This is a genomic window from Paraburkholderia sp. SEWSISQ10-3 4 (assembly GCF_030464785.1).
GTDB classification, from domain to species: Bacteria; Pseudomonadota; Gammaproteobacteria; order Burkholderiales; family Burkholderiaceae; genus Paraburkholderia; species Paraburkholderia aspalathi.
Genome location: NZ_JALPRI010000011.1, coordinates 26,842 through 47,184, shown reverse-complemented (window position 1 = coordinate 47,184; position 20,343 = coordinate 26,842). Strand labels below are relative to the sequence as shown.

Here is a 20,343-nt window from a genome sequence, read left to right as displayed (position 1 = left end):
GCGTTCCCACGGATCGCAGCCAAGCCGCGGCTAGCGTCGCACAAGCGCCAGCCCATGAGATTCCGTCATGCGCTCCATGCGCATATTTCGTTTGTTGAGGGATTTTGACAAACCTAGAGTGCATCAACACGCAACGCAGCCGGTAGCGCGTGAGGTTGGGTACGTGGGGTCGAGTAAGGCAGGCAGCGCAAATGGGCGATGCAGCGGCAGCGGTCAGAGCGAATATCACCAGGCAACAGGCGTTCAACACAGGAGACCGCCATGCAAGAGATCAAACGGGGTAGAAGGCAGGCCATCAAGGCAATCGGCGCAGCACTCGCGGCGTCCAGTTTGCCGATGCCGTTCGTCAATCTGCGGGCACAGGAGCACAACTTCGCCGGCAAGACACTGCGCTTGCTGACCTGGTCGGACGACACCGGCGCCGCCGCCTTGCGCAACATCGCCGCCACGTTCACGGCGAAGACCGGCGCCAAGGTCATCGCCGACCGCGCCGACGGCACCTCCGGCATGGTCGCCAAGGTCAAGGCCGCGGGCGATCGTCCCACTTACGACGTCATCACGCTGGCCGGCGTCGGCGCGGCGGGTCTCGGCGACGCGGGTCTGCTGATGAAGCCCGATCTCGACAAGCTGCCGAACCTGAAGGAGGTCGCGCCGCAATACCGCACGGGCGCGAATGGCTTCGGCGTGGGTTATCTGCTGTGGTCGGATGGCTTGATCTACAACACGTCGACGGTCAAGACGGCGCCGTCTTCGTACGAAGCACTGTGGGACCCGAAGTACGCCGGACGCCTCTTCCTGCCGCCACCCGAGTGGGCCGAAGCGGTGGACCTCGCGATCATCGCCGCGAAAATGAACGGCGGCTCGCAACAGAACATCGAGCCGGGCTTCAAGAAGCTGATGGAACTGAAAGATCACGTGATGACGCTCGGCGAGAACCCGAATCAGGTAGCCGATCTGTTCCGCACCGGCTCGCTCGATATCGGCGGCATCTATTCGCCGGCCTTCTTCCCTGACCAGATCCGCAAGCCCGAGTACAAGATGGGCGTGACCTACGGCATGAAGGAAGGCTTCGCCACGCAACTGATGTTCACGGTGATCCCGAAGTCGCACCCCGCCGACAGCGATCTGATCCACGCCTTCATCAACCATTCGCTCGATGCCGGCGTGCAAGGCCGCATGGCTGCCGACGTGCTGAACGGACCGGTCAACTCGAAAGCGGTGATTCCGGCTGAGAGCCGCGCATTCGTGCCGAGCCCGAAGCAGATCGCCGAGAAAGCAATCCTGCATGACGACAAGGCGCTCGCCGTCGTGCAGCCTGCGTGGATCAAACGCTACACCGAAATTTTCTCGGCATGACCGCGATGCTCGCGCGTTTTTCGCGGCGTGCCTCATCGGCGTCGGATGCTGCGTCGGGTGATGCGCCGGGCGCGGCTTCCGGCTCGCCCGGCGCCGCTTCCCGCGCACCGGACGAGCAGGCGTCCTCGGCGCTCGCGAAAGCGCGCCCCTGGATTCTGCTCGCGCCGATCCTGCTGTTTCTCGCCATTCTCGGCGCGGCAGCGCTCGTCGTGCTGCGCATGAGCTTTGGTACGCAAGGCAACGAATGGCGCGGCTTCACGCTGCAGAACTATGCCGATCTCATCGACGGTTATTTCCTGAAGTCGCTGTGGCTCACGTTGCGGCTCGCCTTTCAAAGCATGGTCTGCGCCGTGCTGCTGGCGATTCCCGTCGCTCTCGCGATGGCGCGCACCAAGTCGCGGCTCGCGCGGCGGCTGTTGCTCGCGGGTGTGTTGCTGCCCTTGCTCGTCAATCTGCTGCTGCAAGGTTATGGCTGGTTGATCATTCTCGGCCCGGCCGGTCTGCTCAATCACGCGCTGCTCGGCAGCGGCCTCGTGGACCGCCCGGTGATGTGGCTGTATCGCGAACACGGCGTGTTGCTGGGCCTGATTCAGACGGCGTTTCCGCTGGCCGTGCTGCCGCTGTCGAGCGCGATGCGTGCGGTTTCGAGCTCGTATGAAGAAGCCGCGGCCACGCTCGGCGCAACGCGTTGGCAAACGCTGCGTCATGTGTTGCTGCCGCTCGCCATGCCGGGGCTCGTGTCCGGCGCTCTGCTCGTGTTCGCGTACAACGCCAGCGCTTTCGCCGTGCCCCTGCTGCTCGGTGGACGCCGCGTGCCGATGCTCGCCGTGCTGGTCCACGACCAGGTCGCGCCCTTGCTGAACTGGCCCGCCGCTTCGGCATCGGGCGTCGTATTGATGGTCGCGACACTTACCGTGATGGCACTGTCGCAGCGCCTCGTGCGCCGCACACAACGTCTCGCCGAGGAGCCTCACGCATGAGCACGCCACTTCAATCCCTGCGCCTGCCGCGTTTGCCGACCACCATGCCCGGCCAGCTCGGCAAAGCCACCGCGCTGCTCGCCGCCATCGTGCTGTTCCTCGCCGCACTGCCGATCCTGACGATGATCACCATGTCGTTCAGCGCGGCCGACACGCTCGAATTCCCGCCGCACGCCTACGGCCTGCACTGGTACCGCGCGGCGTGGCACAGCTTCGTCTCGCCGGATGCAAGCGACTCCCTCTCGATGGGCGCCGCGCTCAGCACGAGCCTGATCGTCGCGCTCTCGACGATGGTCATCGCCACGCTCGTCTCCGTGCCCGCCGCCTACGCACTGAGCCGCTACCGTTTTCGCGGCAAACCCGCGGTCGAACAACTGGTGGCGTTGCCGCTCGTCTATCCGCTGGTGATGCTCGGCTTGTCGCTGTTGCTGGTGTTCAACGTGCTGCCGATCGAACTCGGCGTATTCCGCCTGATCATCGCGCACGTGATTCTGGCGCTGCCGTTCACCGTCAAAAATTGCGCGGCATCGGTGGCCTCGATCGGCCCGGAGTTCGAGGAAGCGGCCTGCGTGATGGGTGCGAGCCCGAGCCGCGCGCTGATCGACGTGATCCTGCCGCTGATGCGCCCCGGCATTCTCGCCGGCATGCTGTTCGCGTTCATCGTCTCGTTCAACGAATTCACGGTGACCTTCTTCCTGTACGGCATCGACACGATGACGCTGCCGGTGTGGCTCTACAGCCGCACGGTGTCGTCGCTCGATCCGACCGTATTCTGTTTTGCCGTATTCATCGTCGCGATCGACTTCGCGCTGATCTGGCTGCTCGAAAAGCTGATCGGCGACGAAGGGGTGGCGCTTTGACCGCCCTTTCGATTCGCGCTGCGCTGACGCCTTTTTGCTGGAGCATTCGATGACCCATCTGACCTTGCAGGCCGTGACCAAGCGCTTCAACGCGGCCTATGCCGTCGACAGCGTCGATCTGAGCGTGCCCGACGGCAAGCTGGTGTGCTTTCTCGGGCCGTCCGGCTGCGGCAAGACCACGCTCCTGCGGATGATCGCGGGGCTGGAAACGCCGAGCTCGGGCAGCATCAATTTTGCAGGCCGCGACATCACGCATCTGCCTGCGAACCAGCGCGACTTCGGCATGGTGTTCCAGTCGCTTGCGCTGTTTCCGCATATGACGGTGGCGCAGAACGTCGCGTATCCGCTGAAGCTGCGCAAGACCGCGAAAGATGCGCAAGCGCGCCGTGTTACAGAATTGCTGGAGCTGATCCAGTTGCCGCACATGGCGAACCGGCCAGTCACGCAACTCTCCGGCGGCCAGCGGCAACGTGTGGCGATTGCGCGTGCGATCGCTTCGCAACCGAAACTGCTGCTGCTCGACGAACCGCTCTCCGCGCTCGACGCCAAGCTGCGCGAAGCGATGCAGGTCGAGATTCGCCTGCTGCAACAGCGTCTCGGCATCACGACGATCATGGTCACGCACGACCAGCGTGAAGCGATGACGATGGCCGACGAGATCGTGGTGATGGAAAAAGGCCGGATCGCGCAGGTCGGCAAGCCGCTCGATATTTATCGCGATCCGGTCAGCGAATTCGTCGCTGACTTCATCGGCCTCGGCAACATCCTGCCGGTCAGCTACGACGGCGCGGGCAGCGTCAGTCTGCCGGGCGGAACGCGCATCGCGGTTGCGCAACCGGCGCGGATGCCGGAGTCCAGCAGCGATATCCGTCTGCTGATCCGGCCGGAAGACGTGTGCGTCAAAACAGCGTCCGGTGACGCCGGGCAGAATCGGCTCGCCGGCACGGTGACTTTTATCCGTGACGTGGGGGCGTCGCTGGAAGCCACGATCGATTGCGCAGGATTCACGCTGACTGCCGCGACCACACCGCGCGAAACGCCGGGCCTCACGCTCGGCATGCCGGTGTTCGCGGAATTGCCACCGCATGCGTGCAAACTGATCGCCGCCCGTGCGGCGCACTGAAACGTGTCGCTGACGCAAGGCATCGAAACGCGTCGCTGAAGCGTTCACTGAAACCCATTCCAATACCGAGTTTTCGACAGAGGAAAGACCATGAATCAGCCCCAAGTTGCTCAATCGAACGCACGCCGTGTCTTCGCGACCCTCGCCGCGACACTCGCCTTCACTGGCCTCGGCGCACTGTGCGCATTTTCGTCGGCCGCGCACGCGGACGCGCTCGACAACATCGCCAAGTCCGGCACGGTTCGCATCGGCGTATTCGAGGACTACCCGCCGTTCGGTTCGATCGGCCCGGACATGAAACCGATGGGCTACGACATCGACGTCGCCAACCTGATCGGCAAGTCGCTCAATGCAAAGGTCGAACTTGTGCAGGTGACGGGCGACAACCGCATGGCCTACCTCGCCGACCACAAGGCTGACATGCTGCTTTCAGTCGGCCAGACGCCGGAACGCGAAAAGGTGATCGACTTCTCGCAGCCCTACGCGCCCTACTACCTCGCCGTCTTCGGCCCGAAAACGCTGCCCGTGAAGAACGCCGCCGACCTCGCCGGCAAGTCGATTTCGGTTGCGCGCGGCACGCTGGAAGACCTGAGCGTGACCAAAATCGCGCCCCCCAGCGCGAACATCAAAAGATTCGACGATCCTAACGGCGCAATTTCGGCGTTTCTTTCTGGTCAGGTACAGTTGATGGTAGTCGGCAACGACGTCGGCGCAACCATTCTCGCGCGTCATCCGGCGAACGATCCCGAACAGAAGTTCTCGCTATTCAGCTCGCCGGATCACGTCGGTTTGAACAAGAATGAGCCGCGTCTGAAGCAGAAAGTCGACGAAACGATTGCCAAGGCCCGCAAGGACGGCACCATGAACGCGATTTCGCAGAAATGGCTGCGTGCGCCGCTGCCGGCCGACCTCTGAACCTTTATTGCGCGGACCGGCAAGGCCGGCCCGCGCCGGAGTTTGACCACACGATGAGCGCCACGCTATGACTTATGCGTTCGATTTCAGCGGCTTCGGCCTCTATGCGGGGCTGCTCGCGCGCGGCGTCGCCGTCACGCTGGGGCTGACCGCCGTGTCCACCGTTCTCGGCGGTCTCGTTGGCATTGGCGGCGCGAGCATTGCGGTCGCCGGGCCGAAGTGGGCGCGCTGGGTGGTCGCGACTTACGTCGAGTTGATCCGCAATACGCCCTTCATCGTGCAGTTGTTCTTCATCTTTTTTGGCTTGCCGAGCCTCGGCATTCATATCGACGAGGTGCAGGCCGCGATTCTGGCGATGACCGTCAATCTCGGCGCGTACGCGATCGAAATCGTGCGCGCCGGTATTGACTCGATTCCGCGCGGTCAGGTGCAGGCGGCGCAAGCGCTCGGCCTGCATGGACGGCAAGTATTTCGCTACGTCGTGCTGCCGCAGGCGGTCGCCAACGTGTTTCCCGCGCTGCTGAGCCAGGTGTTGATCGTGATGCTCGGTTCGGCGGTGGTCTCGCAGATTTCGGTGCCCGATCTGACCTATGCGGCCAACTTCATCCAGTCGCGCAATTTCCGCTCGTTCGAGAGCTACGTGATCATCACCGCGACGTATCTGGTGTTGTCGATCGTATTGCGGCAACTCATGAACCGGCTCGGCCGTGGCCTCTTCGCGGGCCGCGTCGCTCGCGGCGGCAGCAGCGACAGCGCGCCGCGTAACTGGCGCACCCGCCTGATGTGGCGCACCGCCGCCCGCACTTTGCCGACGGAGCGCTGATCATGGTCGAATTCACGCTGTGGGACATCGCCCGCAATCTGTTGCTCGCCGCCCGCTGGACGGTGTTGTTGTCGCTGATCGCGTTTGTCGGTGGTGGCATTGTCGGGCTGATCCTGCTCGCGATGCGCGTGTCGCCGTTGCCGTGGCTGCGGCGAATCGTGGTGGTGTATGTGGAAGTGTTCCAAGGCACGCCGCTGCTGATGCAGCTGTTTCTGGCGTTCTTCGGCCTGCCTCTGTTGGGTGTCGATGTCTCGCCCTGGGTCGCGGCAACCGTCACGCTGACGCTTTATACCAGCGCGTATCTGGTCGATATCTGGCGCGGCTGCGTGGAAGCCGTGCCGCGTGGTCAATGGGCCGCGGGCGCGAGTCTGGGCATGACGTTCAGCCAGCAACTGCGCTACATCATCTGGCCGCAGGCGCTGAAGATCGCCGTGGCGCCGACGGTCGGCTTCCTCGTGCAAGTGGTGAAGAGCACGGCGCTCGCGTCGATCATCGGCTTCACGGAATTGACCAAGACCGGCACGATGATCACCAACGCAGCATTCCGCCCGTTCCCGATCTACGGCATGGTCGCGATGATTTACTTCGCGATGTGTTTCCCGTTGACCTGGTACGCGCGGGTGCTGGAGAAGCGACAGAAGGTGGGGCAGCACCGCTAACGCTATCTTTTCTACGGGTTTATAAAAAACGGCAACCGTGTAAAACGGTTGCCGTTTTTTTGTTGTCAGCCCGACACTTCTATCGAGCCGCTTGAGTCGACTTTCGCAACTTCGCTACGTCACCCGCCGTGACAGGCGACCCACCGTTATTCCACCCGGCTCGCACGAAGGTCAGCACATCGGCGATCTGCTGGTCGTTGAGCACCGGTGCGTACTTCGGCATCGGATACGGCGCGGGAATGCCGCCGATCACCAGATCCTCCGTACCGTTCAGCGTCACATTGATCAGCGAGGACGAATCCTTCTCCAGCACGTTCGGATTCCCAGCCAACGGCGCGAGCATTGGCGCAAAGCCGCGTCCGTCGACACCATGGCAGTGCATGCAATACGCCGTATAAACACGCGCACCGGCATCGTTCGCGGGACGGTTCAGCGATACCTTCGTCGCTTGTGGATCGTACGTATAAGGCGGCGAGCCACTGCCGCCCGCCGGCGGTAGCGATTTCAGGTAGGTGGACATCGCGGCGATGTCGGTGTCGTTCATGCCCTGCGTGCTGTTGTTGATCACACTGGTCATCGAACCGAATGCCGACGCATGGCGATTGGCGCCGGTCTTCAGGAACGCCTGCAGATCCTGATCGTTCCAGCGACCGAGGCCGACGTTGTGCTCGCCCGTCAGGTTCGCGGCGAACCAGCCGTCGAGCACGCCGCCCGTCAGGAACGCGCTGCCGCTTTCGTCCAGCGCCTTCTCCTGGAACGCGATGCCGCGCGGCGTATGACACGAGCCGCAATGCCCCAGGCCCTGAATCAGATACGCGCCACGATTCCACGCGACATCCTTGCCCGGCTTGTCCTGATAGGCACCCTTCTCGAGGAACACCATGTTCCAGAACTTCAACGGCCAACGCATGTTCAAGGGCCATTTGATGTCCGGCTCGCGATTCGCCTGCAACACCGGCGCGACGCCGCTCATGAAGTACGCATACAGCGCTTTCATGTCGTCGTCGTTGACCTTCGCATATGACGGGTACGGCATCGCCGGATACAGGTTGTGCCCGTCTTTCGCGACGCCTTCGCGCATCGCTTTCGCAAAGTCCTCTTCCGTGTAACTGCCGATGCCGGTTTGCTGATCCGGCGTGATGTTGGTGGTGTAGATCTGGCCCATCGGCGTGGTCATCGGCAGGCCGCCCGCGAACGGTTTGCCTTTCGGCGCCGTATGGCAAGCGACACAATCGCCCACCTTCGCAAGATAGGCGCCGCGTTGCACCAGTGCCTGATCCGCCGCTTGTACCGGAGCTTGGGTGAGGAACGGCAACGCCACACACAGCGCTGCACCGAAACCCTTGAGTGTGTTTTTCATGTTGGGCTCCAGTCAGGCGGTTTGTAGTTGGCTGCCGACCGGCAATTGCCGCAGCCGCTTGCCGGTCGCCGCAAAAATCGCGTTCGTCAAAGCCGGCGCGAGCGCCGCCGTACCCGGTTCGCCGATGCCGCCAGGCGCCTCGCTGCTCTTCACGATATGCACCTCGATCGGCGGTGCCTGATCGATGCGCAGCATCCGGTAGTCGGTGAAGTTGTTCTGCTCCACGCGACCGTCCTTGATCGTGATCTCGCTGTAGAGCGCCGCCGTGATGCCGAAGATGATGCCGCCCTGTACCTGCGCTTCGATCGTGTTCGGATTCACCACCATCCCGCAATCGACCGCGCACACGACCCGCTTGACGGCCACCTCGCCCTGATCGACCGCAACGTCGACCACCATCGAAAAGAAGCTGCCGAACGCATGCATCACCGAGACGCCGCGCCCTTGACCCTTCGGCACCGCGCTGCCCCAGTTCGCCGCCTGCGTGGCCGTATTGAGCACGTTGAGCGCGCGTGGCGTTTTGCCCAGCAGATCCTGGCGATATTTCACCGGATCGATCTTCGCCTGCGTGGCGAGCTCGTCGATGAAACTCTCGACCACGAAGGTGCCGCGCGTCGGCCCCACGCCGCGCCAGAACGCCGTCGGTACTGCATGCGGTTCCTGGCGCACATAGTCGATCAGCTGATTCGGCAAGTCGTACGGCAGATCCGAGGCGACTTCCACCGCATCCGGGTCGATACCATTCTTGAACGCGGGCGGCGCGAAACGCGCCAGGATCGACGAGCCGACAATCCGATGCTGCCACGCGATCGGCTTGCCGTTCGCGTCGAGGCCGGCGGAGATCTTGTCGTAGTAATACGGCCGGTACATGTCGTGCTGGATGTCTTCTTCGCGCGTCCAGACAACCTTCACCGGCGTCGACACCTGCTTGCCGATCTTGACCGCCTGCGTGACCATGTCGAACTCGAGCCGCCGGCCGAAGCCGCCGCCAATCAGATGGTTGTGCACGACGACTTTGTCCGCCGGCAGCCCGGTGACGGCAACCGCGGCGTCCACCACCCGCGTCGGCACCTGCGAGCCGAGCCAGACATCGCAGCCGTCGGGCCGCACGTGCACCGTGCAGTTGATCGGCTCCATCGTGGCGTGCGCGAGGAACGGCTGCTGATACACGGCGTCGACGCGTGTCTTCGCGTTTGAAAACGCGTTGTTTACGTCGCCGTCTTTACGCGCCACCGCACCGTTTTGCTGCGCGGCCTTGGCGAGATCGTCGACGATCTGCTTCATCCCGATCTGCGCGCCCGCGCCTTCGTTCCATTTGATATCGAGCGCCTGCAAACCGCGTTTGGCGGCCCACGTGTGATCGCCGATCACGGCGACCGCGTTATCCACTTTGACGACCTGGCGCACGCCGGGAATCTTCTTCGCGTTGGTATCGTCGACGCTCGCGAGCGTGCCGCCGAACACCGGGCAGTTCGCGATGGCCGCGTAGACCATGTCCGGCACGCGCACGTCCAGTCCGAACATCGCCGTGCCGTCGACCTTCTCGGGTGAATCGAGGCGCTTCACCGCGGTGCCGATCACCTTGAAGTCTTTCGGATCTTTCAACTTGACGTTCTGCGGCACGGGCAGTTTGGCTGCGGCCGTCACCAGCTGGCCGTAGCCGATGCTGCGATTGCTCGCCGCATGAATCACCTGCCCGGCTTGCGCGTGACAGCTCGCCGGATCGACTTGCCATTGCTGCGCGGCAGCGCTGATCAAGACGGTGCGTGCAGTCGCGCCAGCCCGGCGCATCGGCTCCCATGCATAGCGGATCGACGTCGAGCCGCCGGTGAGCTGGCCGCCGAGCAGCGGATCCATGAAGAGCTTTTCGTTCGGCGGCGCGTGGTCGAGCGTGACCGAATCGAGCGGCACTTCGAGCTCTTCGGCGATCAGCATCGGGATCGATGTGTAGACGCCTTGCCCCATTTCGACCTTCGGGATCACCAGCGTGACCTTGCCCGCGGTGTCGATCTGGATGAAAGCGTTCGGCGCGAACACGCCGCTTTGTGGCGCTTCATCCCCATCGCCGCCGATCACGGATTTGCCGGCCTTCTGGTCTTGACTGGCGGCCGGCATGCTGAAGCCGAGCAGCAAGCCACCGCCGGTTGCCGCGCCCACCGTGATGCCGAATTTGAGGAAGGTGCGGCGCGAGATGCCGCCCTTCGGCGGCTGCGCGCCGTTTTGTGAATCGAGCAATCCCTGGGACATGTCAGGCTCCCTTCGCGGCTTGCTTGATCGCCGCGCGGATGCGGTTGTACGTCCCACAGCGGCAGATGTTGCCGGCCATGGCGGCGTCGATATCCGCATCGCTTGGATTGGGGTTGCTCGCGATCAGCGAGGCCGCCGACATCACCTGCCCGGACTGACAGTAGCCGCATTGCACGACGTCCAGTTGACGCCACGCCTGCTGCACCTTCTGCCCGGCCGGCGTGCTGCCGACCGCTTCGATGGTGGTGATTTTCTTATCGCCGACGGCCGCCGCCGGCAGCACGCACGAGCGCACCGCGACGCCATCGAGATGCACGGTGCACGCGCCGCATTGAGCGATACCACAACCGAACTTGGTGCCGGTCAAGCCGACGAGGTCGCGCAAGACCCACAGGAGGGGCATGTCGGGGGGTGCGTCGACGGTATGAGTCTGGCCGTTAATGTTGAACGTTGTCATGGGCGGCTCCGGGTGGGGTTTATTGTTTGTCAGGCTGTTTAGACAGAGACGTCGAACCAAAACGCAAAGACTTGCCGTGTTTATTCGACACGCCGTGCTAATACGTCATGCGGCTACTGTTCAATTGCAGGTCAACGAGTACAGTAAATGATGTGCAGCGCGCGTGCGCTGGAAGGGACCCGGAAATTGTAGCCGTGGATAAAGAAGTTCGCCGACAACGTGACATGTCCGCGTGCGCATTCACACGGCGAAAAGGACTTCGCGGCGGCGCTTGCCGGAAGTGAAACGAGATTCAAATCAATGCGTTACCATTGCGGCATTGGTTTGACTATCCGAAGGAGCGGCAAGATGAACGACCAACAATGCATTCAATTCCTCTCGGAAATTCGCAAACCGCTACTGGCGTTGCATAAATCGATTCTCGATCACGAGCGCGCGGCGTACGAAAAGGAATTCGGCCCTGTGACCCCGGCGGCCTTCCTGCAGGTGCTCATTAACGGCTCGGCGTTCCGCTGGCTTACGCCGCTCTCCACGGTCATTGCCAACGTCGACGAGATTCTCGACGACAAAGAAGCGGACGCCGCCGATCGGCTCGCCGCAGCCGAAGCCGTCTCCGGCCTCTTTTCTCCCGACCAGCCCAACAACGCATTCCTGCCACGCTACTTGCCGCTCCTGCAAGTCGACCCGGCGATCCTGCATCACCACGGCCAGGTTTCGCAATTGCTGCGCGGCGTTGAAGCGAAGTAGCCGGCGGCGTGTTCCTTCGCCTGGGGCTCGTTGGGCTTCGTTGGCGTTGGCCGGAGGTCGTCGCTTTGGTGGAACGCGGGGGCGTGGCATTCCGCATTGATTGAACCTTCGGCTCCCGAATTCGCTCACCATTGCCGCGCGCACATTCTGGCCTTGGGCGCATCGCTTCGTTGAATACCGAATCGCCGCGTCCTCGACGATTACCAGGCTTCCCGAATCCTGCCAGCACAAAAATACCTTGTTTCAAGGTGATTTATGCGCGTTTCGTAACAGTGCGTTATATCCGCGCCACCCACCATTCAATGCAGCGACGCCGTGCTTCACAATCTTTTCAATTTGCCTGGCTTTGCTGAATAAAACAAAGGTGAGCTTTTGCGGGAGGCACTCGGAGCATGCTACGAAAAGCCGGTCAGCGCGCTTCGGAGCACCCTGCTAAGGTAAGCAGACTTTCTCGCGACGCTCATCATCATGCAAAACTGGCCGCTTCCTGAAAGCTATACGTTCCGTGATCAAACCGTGCGTTTTCGCGTGACCGGCAACGGCCCGCCGCTGGTGCTGGTTCATGGCACACCGTTTTCTTCGTATGTGTGGCATCGCATCGCCCCGCATCTCGCGCAAGTGCGCACGGTGTATTACTACGATCTGCTTGGCTACGGCCAATCCGAGCAACGCGACGCTCAGGACGTCTCGCTCGGCGTGCAGAACGTGCTGCTGGCGGAATTGCTCGCGCATTGGGACCTGACGAATCCGGACATCATCGCGCACGATTTCGGCGGCGCGACTTCCTTGCGCGCGCATCTCATTGATGGGTGCGACTATCGCAGCCTCACGCTGATCGATCCGGTGGCAGTCGCGCCATGGGGTTCGCCGTTCGTGCAGCACGTGCGCGAACACGGCGCGGCGTTCGCCGGGCTACCGCCGTATATCCACGAAGCGGTCGTGAAAGCGTACGTGCGCGGCGCGATTGCTCGCGATATTCCGGACGAAGAACTCGCGCCTTATGTGACGCCGTGGCTCGGCGCAACGGGACAAGCCGCGTTCTACCGCCAGATCGCCCAGATGGATCAGCGCTATACCGATGCGGTCGAAACACGTTATTCGCAGATGCGTTGCCCGACGCAAATCCTGTGGGGCGAAGACGACCAATGGATTCCGCTCGAACGCGGCCGGCAACTGGCGGCAGTCATACCCGAGGCACGCTTTCAGGCGGTGCCCAAGGCCGGTCATCTGGTGCAGGAAGATGCGCCCGAAGCGATCGTTGCAGCGGCGCTGCGCTGGTTCGATTGAAGGAAGGCGCGTTATGGGTAGCCGGTCTGATCTGCCCGGTAGTGGACCCGGAGGACCCGGAGGACCCGAATGCGAGGATGTGACGAAGCAGCGATCCCGGCAAATGACTGGCCGGGATCGCTGCTTGTTTGGTGTTGGCGAAAAATCGCCGGCTGATTCTTAGGCGCGCCTAACCGCGCCCTTGCGGCAAATACGGCATCGGATCAACCGGCTTGCCGTCGCGGCGCAACTCGAAGCCGACCGAGACGCGCGAGTTGTTCTCATCGCCCATCTCGGCAATCTGCTGGCCTTGCCGCACGATGTCGCCGATTTTGACCAGTAGCTTGCGGTTATGCGAGTACGCGGTCAAAAAGTCCTTGTTGTGCTGAACGATGATCAGACTGCCGTAACTGTTCAAACCGGTGCCGGCGTACATCACCTTGCCGTCGGCCGCGGCCCGCACCGGATCGCCGGGCTTGCCGCCGATTTCGATGCCGCGTGTTTCGCCCGGCTGGAATGCTTCGACTACACGGCCACCTGCAGGCCATGCCAGCGACACGCCGTTCGCGTGCCGCGAAGTTTGCTGCGCGACTTCGCGTGCCTCGGCGGCGCTAGGCGCGGCTGATGGCGTAGCGGACTGCGCCGTTGTCTGCGACGTAGTTGCCGCCGGCGCCTGCTGCGCGGCAAGCGGAGCAGCTGGCGCGGACACCGCCGCAGCCTTCGCAGCGGCGGCTGCCGCATTGGCTGCCCGCACCGTTTCCGGCGATGCGACGTGTAGCACCTGACCAAGCTTCAATCGCGAGGACGGCTTGAGCCCGTTCCACGCCTGTAACTGCCTGACACTGCAATGATGATGCTGCGCGATGCGCGCCAACGTGTCGCCACGCTTGACGCGATACACCAACGGCGGCGACTTCTTAAGCGGCGTGCCGTCGTCGGCGGCCGACTGGACCGACGAACCTGCAAGCGCACCGGAAGCCGGCGCGGCAGCCGCTGCCGGCACACCGGACGCAGCCGATGCGCCCGATGCCGCGCCAGTTTGCGCGTCCTGCTGTCCCACATTCGCACAACTGCTGACCGCCAGCGCGACCCACACGCCAGCCAGACTGGCCATCATTGTTCTGTCGAAACGCTTTCCCAACATGTTCGACTCCTGCTTTTTATTGGCGAGCCGGATGCTGCCCTGTCGCGTGCGATGCGCGCATTCTGACGAAGCGCTGCTTTCTGCCGCGACACAGCGAGGCCGCCTCGTGCGGCGCCCACCCGTGCCCTGCCGTCCAACCCAATCCCTTTCGCCTTACTGGATGCCCAGATGCTGAATGCTCGAAAACAGCCGATCTTCCGCGAAAAGGGCCAGATTGCCGATTAAAATTCACGCGGAATTGTAAAGTGCGTTTTGCAAAAAACGTCCCGGTCCACACAAACAGATACAAACCTTACTTACGGTGATGCACAGACGGTTGCATCCGCAACCAGTCCTCACCCGCGGTGTCGGCGTCGCGTCTCAACGCGCATGACCGCGAAGACCGCAGACGGCCGCGCCGCCCGACGACCGGACGATTACGTTTGCTTATCGGCAGAACACCGCGAAAACTTGAATGACTGGTACGCGAAACGCGGAGCGAAGATGGTGAAATGCGCAGGCGAACGGACGGACAGACGTGCGTCCGCCCGGCCGCAGCGACTGGCCTGACCTAGCTGTAGGTATGACCTTGATACAGCACGAAGCCAACCGGATGATGCGTGAAATGCAGCACCGGCAGAACGGGGTTGTTGTTATCGGCGGTGGGATAGGCGCTGGCTTGGGCGATGTATTCGCCTTGCGCCTCGATTGGCTGGCCGACCTGCAAACCAGGAATTTCCTGCGCGAGCCCTTCGCTGTCGCCGTACCGCACGGCAACGAATACTTCGGTACCGACGAGGTTCTGCGTGCCGCCGTCGAACTTCACGACACTGTCGATCTTGATGACGAATTGCTGATGTTCGGCGGTGTGGTGAAATTCCGGGCTGAGGAAAACCTTGCTGATCGTACCTTGTACGCAAGCCAGCGGCGCACCCACCGAATGAGGGTCACTATGATGAGGAAGAACCTGCGTTGCGAGATTGCTCATGAAGTCTCCGTGAAGGACATCGAATCGGTCTACGGCGAAACGTACGGCGCGCCGCCAGACAGCAACGGCGCGATACCGTTTGAGCAGACCATTAGGCGCGAGTTCATTGCGCGCCATTCGCGGGAGACACGAGGATCGGCGTGAAAAGACGTCAATCGTTGGCCTGGCGGTTTGGTTGCCCCGTGGCGAGCACATAAAAAAGCCGGTGCCCATATCGGAACCGGCTCTTTCTTACACAACGATTAGCGCTTCATTTCCAGCGCCCAACGCATGGCATGCTTTAACGCAACGCCTTCACCGCATCGGCCGTCACGTCGGCGGGTTGGCCGCCGTACGTCGCACGCAGATAGTTAGCAAGCTGCGCGAGTTCCGTGTCGCTGAGTTGCGTGGCGAAGCCCGGCATCTCCTGCATCCGCTCGAGGCCCGGGAAATCCTGCGCTCCGATGCCGTCGAGCATCGCCACGATCAGGTTGTGCGCATCGCTTTGACGCACTGTCGAGTTGCCGTGCATCGGCACCGCGACGTGCGGCTTGCCCTCGCCGCTCAGTCCGTGACAGCCCGCACACACCGCGAGATACACATTGCGCCCCGCCTCGAGTTGCGCGGCATCGGCGGAAACCGATTGCAATGGTTGCGGCGCCGGCCCCTGATCGCCGAGCAGATACGTCGACATCGCGCGCAGATCGTCATGCGTCATGTACTGACTGCTCAGATGCACCACCGGATACATCTCGCCGAAAGCCGAGCCTTGCGGCGCAATGCCCGTGGCGAAGAATGTCTGCAGGTCCGCGGCGGTCCAGCCACGTGCTGCCAAACCATGCGGCGTGATGTCCGGTGCGGCGATCCTGCCGAGCGCCGCGCCCGTTAGCGATTTGGCGCCGTCGAGTTGGCCGAACTTGCCGCGCGGCGTATGACATTCGGCGCAATGGCCGAGTGCGCTCGCCAGATAGCGTCCGCGATTCCAATCTGCGGACTGCCCTTTCGACGCATCCGGCAACGTGTCCTTCAGGAACACCCAGTTCCAGAAGCGCACGCCAAAGCGCATGTTGAACGGGAACGACAACTCGGGCTCGTGGTTCGCCACGGCCGCCGGCTTCTGCGCCATCAGGTATGCGTAGATCGCATCGCTATCCGCGCGCGACAACTGGCGGTAGGACGTGTACGGCATGGCCGGATACAACTGCTTCGTCGGTGTGACGCCGTCGTGCAGCGCCTTGTAGAGATCGTCCGCGCTCCAGTTGCCGATGCCGTGGTCCTTGTCCGGCGTGATGTTGGTGCCGTAGAAGGTGCCGAACGGCGAGGCCAGCTTCACGCCGCCGGCGAACGGCGCACCATCCGACGTGGTGTGGCAGGCCGCGCAATCGGCGGCTTTTACGAGGTAACGGCCGCGCGCGAGCGGATCGGCGGCGGTGGATTGCGGACCCATTGCGGCAGCGGCCTGCATCGCTGCGGCGGAGTCGTCCTGTTTGCCGCAAGCGCTTAGCAAAGCGGCCGTGCCGAGCAGCAGCAACGCGCGACGCACATTCATCGAGGGAGTCATCATGCCGCGTCCTTTACGAGGCCAGGCGTGGTCATCACAACCTCCTTCACGGCTTCGTAGTAGCGCACGTAGCCCGTGCAGCGGCAGATATGGTCGTTCAGCGCCTCGGTGATGGTTTGCTCGACCTTGTCTTTGGCAATCGGCTGACGCTTCAGACGTTCGATCAGCACGGTCGCCGCATTGACGAAACCGGGCGTACAGTAACCGCACTGAAAACTGAAGTGTTCGAGAAACTTCTGCTGGATCGGCGACAGTTCGACGACCTCGCCTGCCTCGTTGCGCTTCGCGTGGCCTTCGATCGTGCGGATGGTTTTGCCATGAAAGAAATTCGCGCCCGTGATGCAGGTGCGCACTTCTTCGCTGGTGCCGTCCGGCTTGTCGACGATCACGACGCACGCGTGGCAGATGCCCTGGCCGCAGCCGAGTCGCGAGCCGGTCAGGTGCAGATACTCGTGCAGGAAGTCGATCATCATCAGACCGGCAGGCACGTCGGTCGGGCCGACGATCTCGCCGTTCACCTTGACCGACACCGGCAGCGTGCGGAAATGCGTCAACGGACGCTCGACTACCGTTGTGGCCGGCGCGCCGGCGGCAACACCCGTGGCACCAGAAGCACCAGAAGCAGCGCCCGCGGGACTGGAGGCCGCAGTAGCTGCGGCGGAAGCGGAAGCGCCAGAAACGGTGCCCGAGGCAACAACGGCGCTCGCAGCATTAGCGGAAGTTTGAGTGGGGGCCGTCATGCGAGCACCTCCTGAATACGTTGCGGGGTGACCGGCAGGTCGGTAAATCGATGCCCGATCGCGTGCGCGATACCGTTCACGATGGCGCCGACCACCGGGATCATCACCACTTCGGCGATGCCCTTCGGCGGGTCGGTCTCGGTGAGCGGCGGCAGCACTTCGCCGGTCTGGGTCCAGACGGCGACATCAGTCGCGCGCGGCAAGTGGTAGCGATTGAAGTTCCACGTGCCGTTGCCAGGACCGTCTTCATAGAGCGGCAGATACTCATGCAATGCGTGACCGATGCCCATCGCAAGACCGCCTTGCAGTTGGCCAGACACAAGTTGCGGCGAGAGCTGATTGCCGCATTCCATGATCGAGTGATGGGCGAGCAGGTCCACCTTGCCGCTCGCTTCATGCACCGACAACTCGACCAGCGTGCCGACCGCGCTGTAATACGTCACGGCCGCGTTGTTGCGCTGAACCGGCGGAATGAACACGCGCTGACGATCGAGCACGCGGTAATGGTTCGGCGTGGTTTGCAGTTTCTTTTTATCGGCCGAAGCGTTGTCGCCATATCTCAGCGCAAGCCCATCGAGCGGCAGGCGCTCGACATTGCCGTCGATCTCGAAGTCCGACTCGGTCCATTGCCAGCGATTGAAGACATGCACGGTCGCGCCGGTGACCAGACCCAACTCGTGCGCCTTCTTCGCGAGCTGTTCGAACGGCAACGCTTCGAGCCCCGCCGCGGACAGCTTGCCGTCGACCCAACGCGCGTCCTCCATGCGCACCACCAGCGGCGCGGCTTGACCACCGCCGCCACCCTGGCTCCAGATCGCCATCGCCGCCGGCCACAGACCGTGCGCGAAGACGACGCGTGCCGCTTCGCGCGTGCTGTGCGTGAAATAGAACGCCGAATTCGTCGCACTCGACGGCGACGCATAACCGGGCGACCAGCGCGGATTCGCGGCCAGCTTGTCCTGGTCCGCTTGCGACATCATGTACGGATCGCCGCTCGTGACGACCGGCAGATCGGGCCAATCGGTGATCGCGACATGCACGTCGGTGGCCGGCTTGCCGAGCCACTTCGCGACCGCGATCGCCTGCGAGGTCGACATGCCGGTGCCGATTTCGGCTGCCGTGTGTTGTAAACCGATCTTGCCGTCGGCGCTGAACTCGACCTTGGCGAACGAGGTTTCCGCGCCCGTGCCGAAGTCCTTTTGCACACACGCAAAACCGACGCCATACCGCTTGCCCGGATGCGCGGCTTCGAACTCGGCCTTACGCTTTGCGCGATTCACCCACAGCGGATGAACCTTCGCCTTCTGCAACACGTCGTCGACGCGAATCGCGCCCGCGGGCACCGCGCCCTGGGTGTTCTTCATGCCCGAACGCAGTGCGTTTTTCAGGCGAAAGTCGATCGGATCGAGTTTCAGTTGCGCGGCGATTTCGTCGACCATCATCTCGGTCGCGGCCATGCTTTGCAGCGTGCCGTAACCGCGCGCCGAACCAGCGTCGATCGCGCGCGAAGCAATCGCCACCGCCGAGAGATCGTTCTTCGGGAAGTAATAGATCGATTGCGCAGCCGTCGCGCCGACCATCGCCACCGACGGCGAGAAGTTGCACCGCCCGCCGCCGTCCGCTTCCATCGCGGCCTTGAACGACTGCATCAGACCGGTGTTCTTATCGACGGCGATCCGGTAGTTCATCTTGAACGCATGGCGTTTCAACGACGTCTGGAACTGCTCGTAGCGATCGTTCGCAAGACGCACCGGGCGGCCGTCCGCATACATCGCGCAGACGAGGCCGTAAAACGGCACGTTGAAGTGATCCTTCGAACCGTAGCCCACCGTGTAGCACGGGTGAATGAACAGGTTCTTCACCGGAAACGCGCACTTCGCGACCATGCCGGCCGCGCTGTCGGCAACTTCGGACGGCGCCTGGGTCGGCACGACCATGTGCAGCGATTGCGTCGCCGCGTCGTACCAGCAGTTCGCGTTGTCGGGTTCGAGCGCGGCCGTGTCGATCGACTGCGTGTTGTACTCGCGCTCCATGACGAGCCAGTCCGCCGACGGATGATCCAGTTCCTGCTGGATTTGACCGGCGTGGAACATGCCCTGCTCGTCGAGCTTGCCGTGTTCGACGCCGTCCGGCCACACCGGCTGGTGCTTGCGCATCATGCTCGGGAACACCGGCGCGTCTTTCAGACTGGAGAAGATATCGTCGTCATACGGCGTCTTGCCGCCGACGCGCACGAAACGGAACGTGCCCCACGGATCGCGCTCGAGCGGCCCGGTTTGCGCACCGTAACGGATGATCTGATCCTGGAACTTGAGCTTGTCTTTTGCGAAGCGGAAGCGCGCGAAGTCGTGATAGATCAGGATCGCGACCGCCTGGCCGAGATACGCGGGCGTCTTGCCCGGCGGCAGCAACATGTCGTCGCCGTAGAAGGCCGGGAAGATCAGGCCGTCGCGCACCAGATCGGCCGCCGTCACCACGCGGTCGGGTTTCAGATCGTCGCCGAGCAGCGACAGGTCAAAGCCTTCATAGCTGCGGTCGGCTTGCGTCGTACGCAGGATGAAGGCATGCGATTGCTGCTGCGGCCAGTGCGGCATGTCGGCGGCGCGGATGTCGCGCGCGAACACTTTCGAGCCCGTCACTTTGGCGATACCGTCGATGCGGAATTTCGCCTGCCCATTGGCGGCGTCCCACTGAACCGGCGTCAGAATTTTGTCTTCGAACAACGCAGCAAATGCGCGGCTGCCCATCGGCGCGATATACACCGACACACCCGCCAACACGCTGGCCTTCAGAAAACTACGACGCGAAAGGTCGAGTTTCCCCATGGACTTCTCCTTTAGTGAACACAGCGGCAACTCGTGAGCAGGACGATCGTGGAAAACGTCAGGTCTCGCGCGAGACCGCACGCTTGCTCGCGCGTGGCGAACCTGCGCTGGACGGCGATAACCACGAGGGAGGTGTTCGAACCGCGGGCGCTTGCTTGAGCCCGGGCGTACCGGCGACGTGCAGTAGCCATCACTTCGGCTGCCGCAGTCGATCTGATTGACCTTGAACTACCGTGAGTTGCCTTTTCCCTGCCCTACAGAGGGCCAAGGGCCGGGATTATCTCGCTGTTTAGACGCACGGTGCGTCATTTTTTGTCAGCTATCTCGCAAATAA

At 62.7% G+C, this 20,343-nt stretch carries 17 protein-coding genes; 9 read left to right on the top strand and 8 right to left on the bottom strand.

Annotation, left to right across the window (positions count from 1 at the left end; genetic code table 11):
* Nucleotides 1-261: 261 nt before the first annotated feature.
* From M0D68_RS20735 to M0D68_RS20705, 7 genes are all read left to right on the top strand, one after another.
* Nucleotides 262-1,356, top strand: a complete 1,095-nt coding sequence (locus M0D68_RS20735) for a PotD/PotF family extracellular solute-binding protein (protein ID WP_093638626.1) — start codon at nt 262-264, stop codon at nt 1,354-1,356.
* Nucleotides 1,353-2,336 (top strand): ABC transporter permease, encoded by a 984-nt coding sequence (locus tag M0D68_RS20730; RefSeq protein ID WP_266225193.1) that lies wholly within the window; start codon nt 1,353-1,355, stop codon nt 2,334-2,336. Before M0D68_RS20735 ends, M0D68_RS20730 begins: the two co-directional genes overlap by 4 nt.
* Nucleotides 2,333-3,196 carry an ABC transporter permease gene (locus tag M0D68_RS20725; RefSeq protein ID WP_266225192.1) on the top strand — a complete coding sequence of 288 codons (864 nt, stop codon included), beginning with the start codon at nt 2,333-2,335 and terminating at the stop codon, nt 3,194-3,196. Before M0D68_RS20730 ends, M0D68_RS20725 begins: the two co-directional genes overlap by 4 nt.
* 49 nt (nt 3,197-3,245) lie before the next feature.
* Nucleotides 3,246-4,319 (top strand): ABC transporter ATP-binding protein, encoded by a 1,074-nt coding sequence (locus M0D68_RS20720; protein WP_266225191.1) that lies wholly within the window; start codon nt 3,246-3,248, stop codon nt 4,317-4,319.
* 90 nt (nt 4,320-4,409) lie between these two features.
* Nucleotides 4,410-5,234 carry a transporter substrate-binding domain-containing protein gene (locus M0D68_RS20715; RefSeq protein ID WP_054036414.1) on the top strand — a complete coding sequence of 275 codons (825 nt, stop codon included), beginning with the start codon at nt 4,410-4,412 and terminating at the stop codon, nt 5,232-5,234.
* 67 nt (nt 5,235-5,301) lie between these two features.
* Nucleotides 5,302-6,057 (top strand): amino acid ABC transporter permease, encoded by a 756-nt coding sequence (locus M0D68_RS20710; protein WP_093638605.1) that lies wholly within the window; start codon nt 5,302-5,304, stop codon nt 6,055-6,057.
* A gap of 2 nt (nt 6,058-6,059) precedes the next feature.
* Nucleotides 6,060-6,716, top strand: a complete 657-nt coding sequence (locus M0D68_RS20705) for an amino acid ABC transporter permease (RefSeq protein WP_093638600.1) — start codon at nt 6,060-6,062, stop codon at nt 6,714-6,716.
* Nucleotides 6,717-6,795: 79 nt separating this feature from the next.
* Here M0D68_RS20705 and M0D68_RS20700 read toward each other — a convergent pair whose 3' ends face one another.
* The 3 genes from M0D68_RS20700 to M0D68_RS20690 are packed head-to-tail and all read right to left on the bottom strand — an operon-like array spanning nt 6,796 to nt 10,780.
* Nucleotides 6,796-8,076: a cytochrome c gene (locus M0D68_RS20700; RefSeq protein ID WP_093638596.1), complete on the bottom strand. Its 1,281-nt coding sequence runs from the start codon at nt 8,074-8,076 to the stop codon at nt 6,796-6,798.
* 12 nt (nt 8,077-8,088) lie between these two features.
* Nucleotides 8,089-10,323: a xanthine dehydrogenase family protein molybdopterin-binding subunit gene (locus tag M0D68_RS20695; protein WP_266225190.1), complete on the bottom strand. Its 2,235-nt coding sequence runs from the start codon at nt 10,321-10,323 to the stop codon at nt 8,089-8,091.
* A 1-nt stretch (nt 10,324) separates the two neighbouring features.
* The gene (locus M0D68_RS20690) at nt 10,325-10,780 is read right to left on the bottom strand and encodes a (2Fe-2S)-binding protein (protein ID WP_093638590.1); all 456 of its coding nucleotides are present in this window, start codon (nt 10,778-10,780) and stop codon (nt 10,325-10,327) included.
* A gap of 348 nt (nt 10,781-11,128) precedes the next feature.
* On the opposite strand from M0D68_RS20690, the gene M0D68_RS20685 reads away from it, so the two are divergent.
* Nucleotides 11,129-11,527, top strand: a complete 399-nt coding sequence (locus M0D68_RS20685; protein ID WP_093638585.1) for a hypothetical protein — start codon at nt 11,129-11,131, stop codon at nt 11,525-11,527.
* A 468-nt stretch (nt 11,528-11,995) separates the two neighbouring features.
* Entirely contained in the window at nt 11,996-12,814 is an 819-nt protein-coding gene (locus M0D68_RS20680; protein ID WP_093638581.1) for an alpha/beta fold hydrolase, read from the top strand.
* 169 nt (nt 12,815-12,983) lie between these two features.
* On the opposite strand, the gene M0D68_RS20675 is transcribed toward M0D68_RS20680, so the two are convergent.
* From M0D68_RS20675 to M0D68_RS20655, 5 genes are all read right to left on the bottom strand, one after another.
* Nucleotides 12,984-13,937 carry a peptidoglycan DD-metalloendopeptidase family protein gene (locus M0D68_RS20675; RefSeq protein ID WP_266225188.1) on the bottom strand — a complete coding sequence of 318 codons (954 nt, stop codon included), beginning with the start codon at nt 13,935-13,937 and terminating at the stop codon, nt 12,984-12,986.
* Between the two features lie 550 nt (nt 13,938-14,487).
* The gene (locus M0D68_RS20670; RefSeq protein WP_266225186.1) at nt 14,488-14,904 is read right to left on the bottom strand and encodes a hypothetical protein; all 417 of its coding nucleotides are present in this window, start codon (nt 14,902-14,904) and stop codon (nt 14,488-14,490) included.
* 280 nt (nt 14,905-15,184) lie between these two features.
* Nucleotides 15,185-16,447, bottom strand: coding sequence for a cytochrome c (locus M0D68_RS20665; protein ID WP_256457922.1), 1,263 nt, complete (start codon nt 16,445-16,447; stop codon nt 15,185-15,187).
* A complete protein-coding gene (locus M0D68_RS20660; protein ID WP_266225184.1) occupies nt 16,444-17,184 on the bottom strand; it encodes a (2Fe-2S)-binding protein in 741 nt (246 codons plus the stop codon). Before M0D68_RS20660 ends, M0D68_RS20665 begins: the two co-directional genes overlap by 4 nt.
* Complete coding sequence (locus M0D68_RS20655; protein WP_266225182.1) at nt 17,181-20,009, bottom strand: xanthine dehydrogenase family protein molybdopterin-binding subunit; 2,829 nt, start codon at nt 20,007-20,009, stop codon at nt 17,181-17,183. The genes M0D68_RS20660 and M0D68_RS20655 overlap by 4 nt, the downstream gene beginning before the upstream one ends.
* Nucleotides 20,010-20,343 lie beyond the last annotated feature (334 nt).